Source organism: uncultured Sunxiuqinia sp. (assembly GCF_947495665.1).
Lineage (GTDB): Bacteria > Bacteroidota > Bacteroidia > Bacteroidales > Prolixibacteraceae > Sunxiuqinia > Sunxiuqinia rutila.
The window spans coordinates 54113-69317 of record NZ_CANLZV010000002.1; the positions used below are offsets into that span (position 1 = coordinate 54113).

Consider the following 15205-nt stretch of genomic DNA (forward strand, 5'->3'; position numbering starts at 1 on the left):
TTTCCTTATTTTAAATCAACCTCTTCGCCTTCGCGGTCATCTTGCGGTTGACTTGTTTTTTTATCTTCCTGTTTGGTTTGATTCACAAAGAAGTAAGCGTTCATCAACGTCAGGTTATGGTCATCCGGCAGGGGATGGTATTTGGCAAATTTTACCAGGTCAGACAAGTTGAGAATGCTTTTCAGTTCTTCCAGTGATTTGGCCGAAATCAGATTTTTTTGTTGTTCAAAGGCCTGTACCGTTTCAACGGTAGTGTACTCCATGGCCTGAATCTGAAACCGGTCTTCAATGTAGGTTCGCAGCGTATCGGACACCAAACTGTAATAGGTTTTGATTTCTTCACTCTGCCATAGCTTTTCTTCTTTAATCCGGTCTAATTCGCGCAAAGCAATAAGATGTGCCGGTTCTTTCGGTTTCGGCGGCTTCACAAAAATGGGTTTGTTTTGGCGTCGGCGCTGGATGTAGTAAAACAAGAAGAAAAGCAGGGCTCCAATCAAGATTACCCCCAAAATGTAGGGGGAAACTTCCTTGAGTGTTACCGGAGCCTCATAAGGCCTTTTGATGTCAACTGGTCCTTTGGTTGTATCAATGGGCATGCTGTGCACAAAAAACTCAGCAGGCAAGGTTTCAATGGAATCGTACAACTCTTCATACTTCAAACGGAAATAGAAGGGAGGAACCACCTGCCGGCCACTGTCAAAAGAGGTGATGGTCAGGTTCTGGATGATTTTAATTTGATTTTCGGCATCCAACTGAAACGTGTCCAAGGGAGATTTTTCAATGACTTCAACCGAAGAAGAAAGTGAATCGCTGATCTCCGGAAATTCGAGGATCACATTGTTGGGCTGATCCACCTCAAGGCGCAGATTGAGTTGGTCTCCAATCAAAACATTGGTGGAGTCGATTACAGCGCGTGCCTGTATTTTTTGTGCTTGAACGGTTGGTGCTTCCAGTAAAAATAAAGCCATTCCAACCGCCAGGTATTTTAGTTTTTTCATGCTGTTATGCTTTTAAGCCCCGCTTTTTGAAAAGCGTCATCAATGATCTCACATAGTCCTCATTGGTATTGATGTCGGCATAGTCCACGCCACTCTTTTTGAAACTGGTATCCAGTTTTCGGCTGGTTTCCTGCCACCATTGGGCATAGGTGTCGCGCACTTTTTTGCTGCTGCTGTCCACCCACGTGTATTCGTTGGTTTCGGCATCTTTTAGCTTGATCATGCCAATGGGCGGCAGTTGTGTTTCCCGTTCATCGTAGATGCGCAGGGCCACAATGTCGTGTTTGTTGTTGGCAATGGTCAGTGCTTTATCAAAGTCGGGTTCGTTATGCAGAAAGTCGGAAATGATGAATCCCGTACATCGCTTTTTGATTGCGTTGGTCAGGTAACGAATCGCTTCGGTGATGTTGGTTCCTTTGTTTTCCGGCTCAAAATCAATCAACTCACGGATGATCCGCAGAATGTGCGATTTTCCTTTTTTGGGTGGAATGAATTTCTCAATCTTCTCCGAAAAGAAAATGACCCCGATTTTATCGTTGTTTTGAATGGCCGAAAAAGACAGGATCGCTGAAATTTCGGTGATGACATTCTTTTTGAACTTGTCCAGCGAACCAAAATCACGCGAACCACTGACATCAATCAGCAGCATGACCGTTAGCTCACGTTCTTCCTCAAAAATTTTGATGTACGGTTTGTTGTAGCGGGCGGTTACGTTCCAGTCGATGTTCCGAATATCGTCGCCAAACTGGTACTCGCGCACTTCGCTGAAAGCCATACCACGGCCTTTGAAAGCCGAGTGGTACTCGCCGGCAAAAATATTCCGGCTCAGCCCTCGGGTCTTAATCTCAATTTTCCGTACTTTTTTTAATAGCTCTGTGTGTTCCATATTTACAAGTTTGTGAAAGTTCAAAGTTTAAAGTTTCAAGTTGCCCAACTCGCAACTCACAACTCGTAACTCATTCTAAGGAACTTCAATCGTATTCAAAATATCTGTAATGATTTCTTCGGATGTGATGTTGTTGGCCTCGGCTTCGTAGCTTAATCCAATACGGTGGCGCATTACGTCGTGACAAACGGCACGCACATCTTCGGGAACCACATAGCCCCGGCGCTTAATGAAAGCGTAGGCTTTGGCTGCTTGTGCCAGGCTGATACTTGCACGGGGCGATCCTCCGTACGAAATCATGTCGGCATATTTTTCGAGCTTGTATTCTTTGGGTTCGCGGGTTGCAAAAACAATATCGACAATGTATTTGCTTATTTTTTCATCCAGGTAAACGTCTTTCACCACATCGCGGGCATTTAAAATATCTTGTGGTTGAAGGATGGTTGTTGCCTTGGGGAATTGCTTCAGCAGGTTCTGCTGAATAATCATTTTTTCTTCTTCCTTTTTCGGATAATTGATGACCACTTTCAACATGAAACGGTCAACCTGAGCTTCAGGCAGCGGGTAGGTTCCTTCTTGCTCAATGGGGTTTTGGGTGGCCATTACTAAAAATGGTTCCTGCAATTTGAAGGTTTCATCGCCAATGGTAATCTGGCGCTCCTGCATGGCCTCCAGTAAGGCCGACTGCACTTTGGCGGGGGCCCGGTTAATCTCGTCGGCCAAAACAAAGTTGGTGAAAATAGGCCCTTTTTTAATGATGAATTCTTCGTTTTTCTGGCTGTAAATTAGTGTTCCCAGCAAGTCGGCAGGTAACAGGTCAGGGGTGAACTGGATGCGGGCAAAGTCGGCATTAATGGTTTGCGAGAGGGTGTTAATCGCCAAGGTTTTAGCCAATCCCGGAACCCCTTCCAAAAGGATATGACCACCGGAAAGCAATCCGATTAATAAGCTTTCTACCAAGTGTTTTTGACCTACGATGACCTTGTTCATCTCCAAACTGATCAAATCCACAAAAGAACTTTCTTTTTGGATTCGTTCATTCAATTCACGAATATCAACTGCTTGATCCATATTTTAATTATTTGTTTCGATTTTGGTTCACGAAAATAGTTTAATGATCTTCTAAAAAGGATGTAACTTTGTTAAAAATTGTTAAGTTAACTTCCCGCTGAAAGAGCTGTAAAATTAATAATTTCAGACTTCCATTCAGCCTTTTAGCTTATCTTTTTTACATTTGCGGAAAATGCTATGTTTTGAAACAACGATATTTTATAGAGTTAGCTTATAATGGAACCCGTTTCCATGGTTGGCAGGTACAGCCCAATGCCAAAAGTGTGCAGGAATCGCTGGAGAAAGCGCTGAGTACGATTTGTCGGGAATCCATCGCTGTTACTGGTGCCGGGCGAACGGATACAGGGGTTCATGCCAGTTATTTTGTAGCCCATTTCGAGTCGGAAAAAACCGTGCTTGATCATCCGGATTTCACCTACAAAATGAACAGCTTCCTGGGGCCTGACCTGGTGATTTTTCGAATCAGCAAAGTTGGTCCGCAGGCGCATGCCCGTTTTGACGCCACCTCGCGAACTTACCATTACTTCATCAACCAGCGCAAGGATCCGTTTGCCCGCGAAACTTCCTGGTATTTTACCCGTCCGCTTGATGTGCACCAAATGAATGTGGCCTGCGCGGTTTTGTTTGATTACATCGATTTTACCAGTTTCAGCAAGTTGCATACCGATGTGAAAACCAACAACTGTCAGATTTATTATGCCCGGTGGGTGGAGAAAGACCAGCAGCTGACGTTTACTATTAAAGCTGACCGGTTTTTGCGTAACATGGTTCGGGCTATTGTGGGAACCATGGTGGAAGTGGGACAGGGAAAGCTTGATATTCCCGGATTCCGACAGGTCATTGAAGCCAAAGATCGTGCTCTTGCCGGGGCATCTGCGCCGCCTCAGGGCTTGTTTTTAGCCAATATTGCTTATCCCGAAGATGTCTTTCAGCGTATGGAAGATTAATTGGTGCCGTTGGACCTGGAGGTGAGCAACAATTGATTTTATTTAAAATGCCTGTGTGTAGTTTCAATTTTCAAGTTGAAGTGTCGATTTTTGAAAATTTAGCAGCAAAATCTGTTTGTTGAGCGTCAGTTTTTATTTAAAACCTGACAATTTATATTGTTTCTTTGGTCTGTGCTGCTAATTTTGGACTTCGAAAAAAAGAACTAATAAATCGATACCATGCAGAAGCATTTGTTATTAGGAGTTGAAGCTGTCGGACAGGGAGCGATTGACGGTGGAATGTCAGGCGTTTATGCTTATCCGGGTACCCCTTCAACCGAAATTACTGAATATATCCAAGACAATGAGTTAGCCATTGAGCGTAAGCTCCATAGTAAATGGTCGGCGAACGAAAAAACAGCTTACGAAACCGCTTTAGGAATGAGCTATGCCGGTAAGCGAACGATGGCTTGTATGAAGCATGTAGGCTTGAATGTGGCTGCCGATGCCTTTATCAATTCGGCCATTACCGGTGTAAATGGCGGTTTTGTGTTGACTGTGGCCGATGACCCATCCATGCACTCTTCGCAAAACGAGCAGGATTCACGGTATTATGCCAAATTTGCCATGATTCCGGTTCTGGAGCCAAGCAATCAGCAGGAAGCTTACGATATGGCACGCGAAGGATTTGCACTTTCTGAAGAAGCAGGTGTTCCGGTGATGTTAAGGATTACAACCCGTTTGGCACACTCCAGAGCAGGAGTAGCCATGAAACCGGTTTTGGATGAAAACCAGCTGAGCATGCCTCAGGACTCCAAGCAATTTGTGTTGTTGCCGGCTATTGCCCGTCGTCGGTACAAATCGCTGCTTGAAAAACAGGCGGCTTTTGTTAAACTATCTGAAGAGTCAGTTTACAATCAATACATTGATGGCGACGAAAAAAGCCTGGGAATTATTTGCTGCGGGATTACCTACAACTACCTGATGGAGAATTACCAAGACGAGGCTTGTCCTTACCCGGTATTGAAAGTGTCACAATATCCGCTTCCTGAAAAACAGCTGAGAAAGCTGGAAGCCGAGTGTGATGAGATTTTGGTATTGGAAGAAGGTTATCCGTTGGTTGAAGAAGACCTGAAAGGTTACTTTGCGAATGGCACTCAAATAAAAGGACGTTTGGATGGTAGTTTGCCGCGTGATGGTGAGCTGAATCCGGATTTAGTTGGAAAAGCACTTGGTAAAGAAATCTACCAGGGAATTCCTGTTCCCCCGGTAGTGGCGAATCGTCCTCCGGCTTTGTGTCAGGGATGTGGTCACCAGGATGCCTATGAAGCGATGAACGAAGTGCTGGCCGACTATGGCAAAGGGCGTGTTTTTTCGGACATTGGCTGTTATACGTTAGGTGCTTTGCCTCCTTACGAAACCATCAATTCCTGTGTGGATATGGGCGCATCCATCACCATGGCGAAGGGCGCCGCTGATGCCGGTTTGGTTCCTGCTGTTGCGGTTATTGGAGACTCCACGTTTGCCCACTCTGGCATCACCGGTTTGTTGGATGCGGTGAATGAAAAATCGAACATTACGGTTGTCATTTCCGACAATGAGTCGGTTTCAATGACTGGTGGACAGGATTCATCAGCCCAGGGGAAAATTGAAAGTATTTGTGAAGGCCTCGGCGTTGATCCGGCACATATTCGTGTGATTGTGCCATTGAAAAAGAACCATGCCGAGTTGGTTAAGTTATTCCGCGAAGAGCTTGAATATGATGGTGTGTCGGTTATTATCCCACGTCGTGAATGTATCCAGCGTGCCAGCCGTCGCAAAAGAAATCAAAGTCGTCATGCCAACCATTAAAAATTGAAAACATGAAATCAAACATTATATTAGCCGGGGTAGGCGGACAGGGAATTTTATCGATTGCCGCTGCTTTGGGAACAGCTGCCCTTGAAAATAATTTACACATTAAACAGGCCGAAACGCACGGCATGAGCCAGCGTGGTGGTGCGGTAGTTTCGCACATGCGCATTTCAGATAAACCCATTGCATCGGACTTAATTCAGATGGGAACAGCCGATCTGATTCTTTCTGTTGAGCCGATGGAGGCTTTGCGGTATTTGCCGTTTTTATCTGAGCGGGGTTACCTGGTAACCAATACGACTCCTTTCATCAATATTCCCAACTATCCGGAGTATGAAAAGGTGATGGAAGAAATTCATCGCTTGCCGCGTTTTGTGGCCATCGATGCTGACGGAATTGCCAAAGAAGCCGGTAATGCCCGGGCTTCGAACATGGTGATGTTGGGAGCTGCCAGCCCGTTTATCGATATTGATTTTAGCAAGTTGGAAGACGGAATCCGGGAAGTTTTTGCCCGCAAAGGAGAGCAAATTGTTGAAGTTAATTTAAAAGCAATTCGTGCCGGACGTCAGTTTGCACAGGAAAACAAGTAACTCAAGCTTGAGCTTTAAGGTTATAAATGGAGGTTCAATCTTACCGATTGGGCCTTTGTTTTTAGTGGCTTTATGTGTTACCTTGGTCGCTTCATACGAACAAATACTACTCAAAATAATACAGTTATGAACCAATTCGTTTTAAGTGGTTTAGCAGCGCTTTCTGCGCTTACTGCCTGTCAGTCTGCGAAGCAAGGCAATGAAGAAAACAAGCCTGCAAAACCAAACATCGTTTACATTTTGGCAGATGATTTGGGCTACGGAGATTTAAGCTGTTACGGACAGCAGAAATTTCAGACTCCCAACATCGACCGATTGGCCAGCCAGGGGATGCTTTTTACCCAGCACTATTCGGGAACCACCGTGTGTGCGCCATCTCGTTCCTCTTTGCTTACCGGAATGGACACCGGGCATGCGCCTGTTCGAGGAAATCGGGAAGTCAATCCGGAAGGACAGTATCCCATTCCTGAAACCACCTTCACCTTGGCTAAAATGTTGCAGGAAGAAGGATACACCACAGGTGCTTTTGGTAAGTGGGGCTTAGGTTTTCCGGGATCAGAAGGCGATCCGAATAAGCAAGGATTTGATGTTTTTTATGGATACAACTGCCAACGATTGGGGCATCACTATTATCCGGATCATTTGTGGAGCAACCAGGAAAAAGTGGTGTTGGAGGAAAATGCCGGACAAGCCAGAGGCGTTTATGCGCCTAACTTGATTCATCAGGAAGCACTTCGCTTTTTAGAGGATAATAAAGAGCAACCTTTCTTTATGTATTATCCTTCGATCATTCCACATGCTGAGCTATTTGCTCCAGAAGAATACATGGCCAAATTCAGAGGTAAATTTGATCCGGAACGCAATTACAAAGGGGTTGATGGAGGCAAAGGCTTTCGGAAAGGACCTTATGGTTCTCAGCCCGAGTCGCATGCTGCTTTCGCCGCTATGGTAACTTTGCTTGATGATCAGGTGGGCGAAATCATGGCTAAGCTGGAAGAACTGGGGCTGGCAGATAACACGCTGGTTATTTTCACTTCAGACAATGGTCCGCATAAAGAAGGTGGAGCTGATCCGGATTATTTTAAAAGCAATGGCCCGTTAAAAGGGTACAAACGCGATTTATACGAAGGGGGTATTCGGGTGCCGATGATTGCCAGCTGGCCCGGAAAAATTCAGGCAGGCAGTCAGTCTGATCATGTTTCGGCATTTTGGGATATGCTGCCTACTTTTGCCGATATGGTAGGCCAAAAGGCTCCGGAAAACATTCAGGGAATTTCTCTTCTTCCAACCCTGCTGGGTGAAGATAGTCAGAAAGAGCACGATCATCTTTACTGGGAATTTCATGAAATGGGCGGACGACAAGCCATTCGCAAAGGCAACTGGAAGTATGTGACTTATCATGTATTTAATGCTGAAAAGCAGACGACTGAATTGTATGATCTGTCAACAGACCTTGGTGAAGAGGACAATGTTGCGGATCAGCACCCCGACATTGTTGCCGAAATGCAAGCTATTCTGGAGGAAGCACGCGTTCCTTCTGAAGCTTTTCCTTTCGGGCAAAACGAATAGTAAACAAAAGGGACCGTAGCCTTTCAAACATGTTTTTATCTTGAAAGTAGATGCTCCCAAAAATGATACAGTAAAGAGCGGTACTTTATAAAGCCGCTCTTTGCTTTCTTTGTTCCAAATAACAATAACGGTTTAAGCTAAAAAGGATGTTAAACAAGAAACAGCGCAAAACACTTCGAAATATGTTAATGGGTTTGTTGGTGGTTATTTTTCTGGCCTTGGTCATTGCTTTAACTAACCTGATTCCGGGCAACCCGCTTACGGAATACCGCCTGGTTTTAGGACTTAGCTTTATTGTTGTTGCAGCCTTGGCGCGCACCATATGTGTCAGTTGCAGAGAGGAATCAGCCCCGGAGCAATAGCCGGTTATTTTCCTTCATTTTGTGCTCCGATAAGCTGCTGTTCGAAGCATAATGGGCTTTAAATTCGCCCACCATTTGATCTTTCCCTTTTTTCTTCGCTTTGGCATAAAGCGCTCCGAAATTCATATTCCGGATTCTTCTAAAACAAATTGCCGTTAAATGCGGTATAAAGAAGTTGAATGAAGACATGCAACCTTTAATACGCGTCATATGCCAATTTTCATGGATCGCCACGATGTATCGGACGAGGTAACCGCTGAAGTTGTTGCCCGCTTACACCAGCAAGATTTAGCTATTCAGAAACAATATGGTTGCCGGGGGTTAACCTATTGGTTTGATGAGCATCGGAAAATGGCCTTTTGCCTGATTGAAGCTCCTTCTGAACAACACATCATTGATATGCATACCGAGGCGCATGGCGATGTCCCCAATCAGATTATAGAAGTAGATGCCGAAGTGGTAGAATCCTTTCTCGGGCGCATTAAAGATCCGGAGAAACCAAAGGATGCGGATTTAAACATTATTGCCGACCCGGCATTCCGGACGATCATGATCACCGGATTTGATGAAACGTTTATGGACGACAGCCTTTGGATTCATGAAGGGGGAAACCCCATAAACTGCCTGCATTCGTTTAAGGACATTTTTAGCCGTTTTGAAGGGAACATTGCCCGACAGGAGAGTAATCGGTTCATTGTTTCTTTTAAGTCGGTAGCGCAAGCTGTTTGGTGTGCCATTGAAGTGCAGAGCCAATTTGAAGCCTGGAGCGATACCGCGAATTGTCCGAAGGCCATGCTAAAAACAGGAATGAGCGTTGGTGTGCCACTAACTGAGGATAAACCCTTTTTTGAAAAAGCAGTTAAAGCTGCGGAACGGATGTTTTATATTTCCAATGGCCGGATTGTCGTGTCGCACGAGGTAAAGAAGCTGTACCGAAGCGAAAAGCTGAATGTCCCGGTTGATGTCACTTTATTTGAAGTGTTAAGCACGGCTGATGAAAAGTTCTTAACCCGGCTAATGAATTACATCGAGGAAACCTGGCAGAACCCGGATTTGCATGTGGATGACTTGGGACGACATTTGGGTTATAGTCGTTCACAACTGTATCGCCGAATGATCTCGCTGTCGGGCATGTCGCCCAATAATTTTGTTCGGGATTACCGGTTAAATAAGGCGCTGGGGCTCATCAACCAGCAGAGCGGAAACATCTCTGAAATTGCTTACGAAACCGGTTTCAACAGCCCTTCTTACTTTGCCAAGTGCTTCCACAAAAAGTATGGCCTTTCGCCATCCGACTACCAGCAACAGGTAGCAGATTAAAGCCCTTTTTTTATAAGAAAATAAAAAGACCTAAATGTATTTATATTTGGGTCAAATGTGATAGCCTCGTGGTACTAACCCGTTGTACCTTTGAATAAACAGGCCTGTCTGGTTAATGATATTCATTGCGCATGAGGCTGTTTTATACTGGTTTTGCTTTCGGAAAAGTTCTCCTGTGCAAGCCTAAATAGTAACGCAAATCAAAATAAGTTATGAGTAAAAGTTTGTTTGACCGATTGGGTGGAACCGAAGGAATCACCCGAATTGTTGATGATGCCGTGGAAGCACACATGCACAACCCGGCCATTGCTGCTCGTTTTCGCCCTTATCTGGAAACGCCCGGGAAACTGGCCGAGATTAAGAAACACAGTGTTCATTTTTTCAGCGAAGGGAGTGGGGGACCCGCTAAATACACGGGTCGCGATATGCCCACCGCGCACAAGGGTATGAATATTAGCCCGGCAGAATACATGCACACGGTGGATGATATTATGGATACGCTTAAAAAACACACCATTGATGAAGAAACTCAAAAAGATGTGTTAGCTGTACTTTGGTCATTGAAAGGCATGATCATAGCTCAATAGTTCTTCAGAAGGGCTATCGTTCGGGGTAATCAACTTCGGAATATAGGCAGAGCAGAAAGCAATTCTGGTTCGCTGCCACCCAGTAAGTAATTTATAAAAATGAATACATCATGGTACGTCATGTCAAAGATTTGGACCCGACCTTAATGGATGAATTTTCCGCCGGAATCAGAGGCGAAATTATTCATCCGGAAGATGAAGCCTACGATGAAACACGCAAGGTTTATAATGGAATGATTGATAAACGCCCGGCCCTTTTTGTAAAATGTGTAGATGTTGCTGATGTAATTTACACCGTTAACTTCTGCCGGGAAAACAACTTGTTGCTAGCCGTTCGGGGCGGAGGGCATAACGCCGGAGGCTTGGGGCTTTGCGACGATGGTGTTGTTCTGGATCTGTCGGGCATCAAATATGTTCGTGTAAATGTTGAAGACAACACCGTTCGTGTAGGCGGTGGCAACCTGTGGGGAGAAGTCGATCATGGGACCCATCCTTTTGGTTTGGCTGTTCCTGCCGGCATTATTTCCACCACGGGTGTTGGAGGATTGACACTGGGTGGTGGCGTTGGCCATTTATCCCGTAAATACGGACTTACGATTGATAACCTGCTGGAAGCTGATATGGTGTTGGCTGATGGCTCGTTTGTGACGGTGAATGAGAAGCAGCACGAAGACCTGTTTTGGGCCATTCGTGGAGGTGGCGGCAACTTCGGAATTGTTACCTCGTTCAAATTTCAGGGGCATCCGGTAAAAACAGTTTTTGGCGGCCCCACCTTGTGGCCTATTGAAAAGACCGATGAAATTATGACCTGGTATCACGAGTTTATTCACCAGGCTCCGGATGAGCTGAATGGGTTTGCAGCCACCATGATTATTCCGGGACCACCGTTTCCTGAGCATCTGCATGGAAAACAGTTTTGCGCGGTGGTTTGGTGCTATGTGGGCGATATGAGCAAGGCCAAAGCCGTATTTGAACCCGTATTAGCCCTAAATCCGCTTTTTGAGCATCTGGGTGAAATGCCTTATCCGGCCATTCAAACCATGTTTGACGGACTGCTGACGCCTGGCATGCAATGGTATTGGCGGGCTGATTTCTTTGACGAACTCGGACCTGAAGCACGAAGTCAGCACCTGAAATTTGGTTCGTCCATTCCCACACCGCTATCGCAAATGCACCTGTACCCCATTAGTGGTGCGGCTGGCCGGGTAGGCAAGGAGGCCACACCCTGGGCCTACCGAAATGCCAAGTATGCCGGCGTTATTGTGGGTATTGAAACCAATCCGGCCAATAACAATACCATCATCAAATGGTGCAAAGACTATTGGGAAGCCTTGCACCCGTATTCCCTGGGAGGCGCTTATTCCAACTTTATGATGGATGAAGGGCAGGAGCGAGTAAAAGCCAGCTACCGGTACAATTACGACAAGCTGACGAAGATTAAAAAGAAATACGACCCGACGAATTTCTTCCGGGTGAATCAGAACATACAGCCGGCCAGTTAAGGCAGGCACCCTAAGCTTGGTAAAAAGCCTTTCTTGGCTGGCTTGGGCTGGCGGGGAAAGGTTTTTTACGGGCTGTCTGCCTACCTACTTCCCAATCAGAACATGGTATGGCTGCGGAATTTCAACGCCATGCAAGCCGTTGGTCAATCCGTAAAGAATAATCATTGTGAGAATTATGCCACTTGCCAAAATAAATCCGGATTGTTGTTTTACGGAGAAGCCCAGGACCTCACGTTTCATCTTCTGGTAATGAATGGCAGCCAGGTGTCCAAAGAAGGATATGATTGCCAGTGCATAATAGGGGACGAAAAACAAGTTTGACGGAAAAGAATTCAGGCCGGCCACGCCAAAATAAAAGTTGGTATCAAGATTCAGGAGCGTGCGGCCGCTTAAAACGGCGCCAACATGAATCACCAGGAATAGGGCCAAATAAAGTCCGGTGCGGATTTGCAATTTCTCATAGAATCCGGCAACCGTTTTTCGTTTTGAAAAGAACAATTTCAGCCCTGAAATGATTTGAACGACAACGGCTGTCAGTAGCAGCGTTTCTCCCAAGGTGCTTCGGTAAATCAACCTGAATTTATCCATAAAAGCAATGTAGGTATCTATTCCAAAAACACTCAGGGAATGGTTGAGCAAGTGAATCCCGATAAAGCTGGTTATGATCAGACCGGAGATGTAATGTACCTGTTTCATCTTTTTTCCTGCAAAAGTCGGCTCATTTTCCGACCTGTCATTTGATCCAGATCAAATTCAGCTCTTCGGATTTCTGATTCTGCTCAAGGTTTCGAGGGTTATTCCTAAATAAGACGCGATGTGGGTTAAGGGGATTCGACGAGTAATATTCGGATATCTGGTTAAAATATGCGCATACCGCTGACTGGCCGTGTGAAAGAGGATCGATGAAATCCGCTCCCGTTGACGCAGCATGGTTTGCGTAACCACCACCCGAATCAGTCGTTCAAAGTCGTGGTATTGGTTCGATAAGCCATCAATGGTGTCTTTTGAAAGCGCGACCAATGTTGAATCTTCAAGCAGCTCAATATAATGCGGGCTGGGAGTGTCGGTGAAAAAGCTGATGATGGAGCTTATGAATTCATTTTCAAAAGCAAACCAATCCGAAATATCTTTCCCGTCTTTTAAGTAATAAGCGCGGGCGCATCCATCAATGAGGTAGAAGGTCTTGTCAGAATACTGTCCCTCTAGCACAAGGCAGGTGTGTTTGGGCAGCGACAAAATGGTCATTTTATCCATCAGTTCCTTCCGGCACTCAGCAGACAGGGGAGAATAAGTTTGGCTTAGTGTATGAACGATCTCGTTTTGGGTCATAGCGAATTGGGGGTCAGGTGTGGCTGTTGGTGTTTGGAGCAGCGATAATCGCGGTTTAGGTCAACACCGCACTTAAGTAATTCGCTAAGTGCGGCTTGAACGTTTAATTAGCGGCAGTTGTTTTTTAATTTTTTTATCTTAGCTTTAAGTTGTTCATTCTCCTGACGAAGCTTATTTGATTCCATTTGAATATCAAATTCGATCCAATTATTGTATTTGGCAATAGAATGGAAAAGATCAATTGATTGAATAATAAGTCCAATGTCGAGAGTATCAAAATGTCCAAATTTTCGATTTTGAATGAAATTTTCTTTCATCCTTCTTATCTTATTTTGTGGATCTGAAATAACAATATCGAAATCAATCCTACTACTGCTGACATAACTGATGTCTATCTCTTCAATAAGCCATTTATTGAATTCATATTTAAATTCCTTTTTGTCTGGTGTCAAGAAAATGTAGTTTGATATTCGCCAATTAAATCCGTTTCCAGGATTTTTAAAAAATCTGAATTCGTCTCGAATTAGAAACCATATGTCATTTTGAGACATTCTAGGACTATCGAAATTAATATACTCTACAATGTTTCGATCTTTAAAAATTGCGAAATATCTAATCTTCTTTATCGTTTCCATATTCATATTAAAATAACCGCTTGCGGTCACTTGCAAGTTGTCTTTGCGGATTTCGGAGAGCGTTCCTGTCCGAAGGACACGGAACTGCGATGCGAGAATCCGCAGTTGGCGTACCACCGAACCCCGCCTTGCAATATGTACATTGTTACCGCCATGTTGTTTTTAAAATTCAAATCTCCAATTGTTCTTTTCTGCTTTTTCTACCGCTTTGTTCAAGTCATGTTTTGCTAAATCCAATGCAGTCAGCATATTTATATTGGGTTCTTTATTTCTTTCTGTCATCTCAGAAATTCCAATTCTCAGATTATTCAAGTCACCACCTGCATGAAAATGACTCACTAGTTTGTCAAGTTGAACGGGATAAATTTTCCAAATCTCATGTGTTTCAATTAGAAATTCTTTTTTTACACAATGATTTTTGACTAAAAATTTTCCTTGTTTGAAATTAAGATTTAGTCCATTGCTACGACCTCTCAAAAGCGTTATGAAAATTGGGAAGAAGTAAACGCTTCCGAAAATCAGTCCGAAAAATAGAATCAATGCAAGTATTAAAAATATGTGGTCAATGGTCATTTTAATTATTTCATTTTAGCTTGCCAAGTTGCCTTTTCACAATTGGCGGTAACTATTTTTTCTGTAAGGTAAAACCTGATTATATACGCCAAATTGGTTTTTATTGTAAGGTTTTACCTGTTTATATTTTAAAGTCATCAAACGGCTTTTTAAGCCCCGGTCTCCCCCTTGTTTGAGCGTAGCGGTCACTAGGACGAGACATAGCAACCGTTGTTTCTCTTCTGTTTTGTACTTCGCATGAATGCCAACGTTCCAGTAATTTATCATCGTCATAGCGTGCTGTTAAATTAGTAATAATAATTGATATTACTAATCAGGTGTTTGGTCGAAAAACAAACGATGGATAGGATGGTATTGGAGGCTTGCGCGTGATGCGACTGATCAGATGACTTGGAGTCATCCGATCAGTAAGCTTTGCCCAAGCTTTGACTTGGCTAAGCCACAGCGGAACTTCGCTGGAATCAGTGACTTTCAGCACGTAATAGAATTGCGGGTCGCTGTAACTAGCTGATATTTGGGTCCCTGCAGCCGTGCAATAAGCCAGAAAATCTGTTGGCTCGCTTGTCGCAGTACTGCAGCAAGCAAAAAAATGTTCTGGCTCGCTTGCTGCAGCGCTGCAACAGGCTCGCAAACTTCTTGGCTCGCTTCCCGCACGGCTGCGGCAAGCAAAAAATAAATTGGCTCACGTCTCGCACAGCTGCGGCAAGGCAGCAAACTTATTTGCTTGGCTCCTGCAGCGCTGCAACAGGCCAAAAATTTTGGTGGCTGGGCTGCCGCAGGCTTGCGGCAAACACTCTGAACATCTGGCGATCACCTTTTAACCGCTAAGAACGCAAAGAAGTGAAAAGGTTAAAGAATCAAGTAGAAAGGTTAAAGGAGGAAGCCAATAAAACTTATTCTCATTGAACCATGCGCTGGTGGTTGGATTTCCTTCCATTCTCGAAGGGAAGGTGGCCCGGGAACCGGGACGGATGGGTTAGGAGAAAAGAGAGCAGATAAACCA

Annotated in this window: 16 protein-coding genes; 8 read left to right on the forward strand and 8 right to left on the reverse strand. The window is 44.6% G+C overall.

Annotated elements, in window-relative coordinates:
• Positions 1 to 5 precede the first annotated feature (5 nt).
• From Q1A18_RS03145 to Q1A18_RS03155, 3 genes are all read right to left on the reverse strand, one after another.
• The gene (locus Q1A18_RS03145) at positions 6 to 998 is read right to left on the reverse strand and encodes a hypothetical protein (RefSeq protein ID WP_299577266.1); all 993 of its coding nucleotides are present in this window, start codon (positions 996 to 998) and stop codon (positions 6 to 8) included.
• Positions 999 to 1002: 4 nt separating this feature from the next.
• Positions 1003 to 1884: a DUF58 domain-containing protein gene (locus tag Q1A18_RS03150; protein WP_299577268.1), complete on the reverse strand. Its 882-nt coding sequence runs from the start codon at positions 1882 to 1884 to the stop codon at positions 1003 to 1005.
• Between the two features lie 75 nt (positions 1885 to 1959).
• Complete coding sequence (locus tag Q1A18_RS03155) at positions 1960 to 2874, reverse strand: AAA family ATPase (protein WP_363322875.1); 915 nt, start codon at positions 2872 to 2874, stop codon at positions 1960 to 1962.
• Between the two features lie 263 nt (positions 2875 to 3137).
• On the opposite strand from Q1A18_RS03155, the gene truA reads away from it, so the two are divergent.
• From truA to Q1A18_RS03180, 5 genes are all read left to right on the forward strand, one after another.
• Entirely contained in the window at positions 3138 to 3902 is a 765-nt protein-coding gene (gene truA, locus Q1A18_RS03160) for a tRNA pseudouridine(38-40) synthase TruA (RefSeq protein WP_299577271.1), read from the forward strand.
• Positions 3903 to 4121: 219 nt separating this feature from the next.
• A complete protein-coding gene (locus Q1A18_RS03165) occupies positions 4122 to 5732 on the forward strand; it encodes a thiamine pyrophosphate-dependent enzyme (protein ID WP_299577273.1) in 1611 nt (536 codons plus the stop codon).
• 11 nt (positions 5733 to 5743) lie between these two features.
• A complete protein-coding gene (locus Q1A18_RS03170; protein ID WP_299577275.1) occupies positions 5744 to 6325 on the forward strand; it encodes an indolepyruvate oxidoreductase subunit beta in 582 nt (193 codons plus the stop codon).
• A gap of 126 nt (positions 6326 to 6451) precedes the next feature.
• Positions 6452 to 7894, forward strand: coding sequence for an arylsulfatase (locus tag Q1A18_RS03175; protein ID WP_299577277.1), 1443 nt, complete (start codon positions 6452 to 6454; stop codon positions 7892 to 7894).
• A 146-nt stretch (positions 7895 to 8040) separates the two neighbouring features.
• On the forward strand, positions 8041 to 8256 hold the full coding sequence (locus tag Q1A18_RS03180) for a hypothetical protein (RefSeq protein ID WP_299577279.1): 216 nt from the start codon (positions 8041 to 8043) through the stop codon (positions 8254 to 8256).
• On the opposite strand, the gene Q1A18_RS03185 is transcribed toward Q1A18_RS03180, so the two are convergent.
• On the reverse strand, positions 8239 to 8466 hold the full coding sequence (locus tag Q1A18_RS03185; RefSeq protein ID WP_299577281.1) for a hypothetical protein: 228 nt from the start codon (positions 8464 to 8466) through the stop codon (positions 8239 to 8241). The two genes, Q1A18_RS03180 and Q1A18_RS03185, sit on opposite strands and share 18 nt — an antisense overlap.
• Here Q1A18_RS03185 and Q1A18_RS03190 point away from each other — a divergent pair, their 5' ends adjacent.
• The 3 genes from Q1A18_RS03190 (at position 8467) to Q1A18_RS03200 (ending at position 11665) form a co-directional block, all read left to right on the forward strand.
• Entirely contained in the window at positions 8467 to 9576 is a 1110-nt protein-coding gene (locus Q1A18_RS03190) for a nickel-binding protein (protein WP_299577283.1), read from the forward strand.
• Positions 9577 to 9788: 212 nt separating this feature from the next.
• The gene (locus Q1A18_RS03195; RefSeq protein WP_299577285.1) at positions 9789 to 10163 is read left to right on the forward strand and encodes a group 1 truncated hemoglobin; all 375 of its coding nucleotides are present in this window, start codon (positions 9789 to 9791) and stop codon (positions 10161 to 10163) included.
• A 110-nt stretch (positions 10164 to 10273) separates the two neighbouring features.
• Positions 10274 to 11665: an FAD-binding oxidoreductase gene (locus tag Q1A18_RS03200; RefSeq protein ID WP_299577287.1), complete on the forward strand. Its 1392-nt coding sequence runs from the start codon at positions 10274 to 10276 to the stop codon at positions 11663 to 11665.
• A gap of 84 nt (positions 11666 to 11749) precedes the next feature.
• On the opposite strand, the gene Q1A18_RS03205 is transcribed toward Q1A18_RS03200, so the two are convergent.
• The 4 genes from Q1A18_RS03205 to Q1A18_RS03220 form a co-directional block, all read right to left on the reverse strand.
• Positions 11750 to 12361, reverse strand: coding sequence for a hypothetical protein (locus tag Q1A18_RS03205; protein ID WP_299577289.1), 612 nt, complete (start codon positions 12359 to 12361; stop codon positions 11750 to 11752).
• Positions 12362 to 12418: 57 nt separating this feature from the next.
• Positions 12419 to 12994: a Crp/Fnr family transcriptional regulator gene (locus Q1A18_RS03210; protein ID WP_299577291.1), complete on the reverse strand. Its 576-nt coding sequence runs from the start codon at positions 12992 to 12994 to the stop codon at positions 12419 to 12421.
• Positions 12995 to 13101: 107 nt separating this feature from the next.
• A complete protein-coding gene (locus tag Q1A18_RS03215; RefSeq protein WP_299577293.1) occupies positions 13102 to 13446 on the reverse strand; it encodes a hypothetical protein in 345 nt (114 codons plus the stop codon).
• Between the two features lie 345 nt (positions 13447 to 13791).
• Entirely contained in the window at positions 13792 to 14202 is a 411-nt protein-coding gene (locus tag Q1A18_RS03220) for a hypothetical protein (RefSeq protein WP_299577295.1), read from the reverse strand.
• Positions 14203 to 15205 lie beyond the last annotated feature (1003 nt).

What these genes read in the sequence shown, in the direction of transcription:
- Q1A18_RS03170 (WP_299577275.1), top strand. Translation starts at nt 5,744, where the DNA reads ATGAAATCAAACATTATATTAGCCGGGGTAGGCGGACAGGGAATTTTA.
- Q1A18_RS03145 (WP_299577266.1), bottom strand. Translation starts at nt 998, where the DNA reads ATGAAAAAACTAAAATACCTGGCGGTTGGAATGGCTTTATTTTTACTG.
- Q1A18_RS03180 (WP_299577279.1), top strand. Translation starts at nt 8,041, where the DNA reads ATGTTAAACAAGAAACAGCGCAAAACACTTCGAAATATGTTAATGGGT.
- Q1A18_RS03185 (WP_299577281.1), bottom strand. Translation starts at nt 8,466, where the DNA reads ATGACGCGTATTAAAGGTTGCATGTCTTCATTCAACTTCTTTATACCG.
- Q1A18_RS03195 (WP_299577285.1), top strand. Translation starts at nt 9,789, where the DNA reads ATGAGTAAAAGTTTGTTTGACCGATTGGGTGGAACCGAAGGAATCACC.
- Q1A18_RS03155 (WP_363322875.1), bottom strand. Translation starts at nt 2,874, where the DNA reads ATGAACAAGGTCATCGTAGGTCAAAAACACTTGGTAGAAAGCTTATTA.
- Q1A18_RS03220 (WP_299577295.1), bottom strand. Translation starts at nt 14,202, where the DNA reads ATGACCATTGACCACATATTTTTAATACTTGCATTGATTCTATTTTTC.
- Q1A18_RS03175 (WP_299577277.1), top strand. Translation starts at nt 6,452, where the DNA reads ATGAACCAATTCGTTTTAAGTGGTTTAGCAGCGCTTTCTGCGCTTACT.
- Q1A18_RS03205 (WP_299577289.1), bottom strand. Translation starts at nt 12,361, where the DNA reads ATGAAACAGGTACATTACATCTCCGGTCTGATCATAACCAGCTTTATC.
- Q1A18_RS03210 (WP_299577291.1), bottom strand. Translation starts at nt 12,994, where the DNA reads ATGACCCAAAACGAGATCGTTCATACACTAAGCCAAACTTATTCTCCC.
- Q1A18_RS03200 (WP_299577287.1), top strand. Translation starts at nt 10,274, where the DNA reads ATGGTACGTCATGTCAAAGATTTGGACCCGACCTTAATGGATGAATTT.
- Q1A18_RS03150 (WP_299577268.1), bottom strand. Translation starts at nt 1,884, where the DNA reads ATGGAACACACAGAGCTATTAAAAAAAGTACGGAAAATTGAGATTAAG.
- Q1A18_RS03165 (WP_299577273.1), top strand. Translation starts at nt 4,122, where the DNA reads ATGCAGAAGCATTTGTTATTAGGAGTTGAAGCTGTCGGACAGGGAGCG.
- Q1A18_RS03190 (WP_299577283.1), top strand. Translation starts at nt 8,467, where the DNA reads ATGCCAATTTTCATGGATCGCCACGATGTATCGGACGAGGTAACCGCT.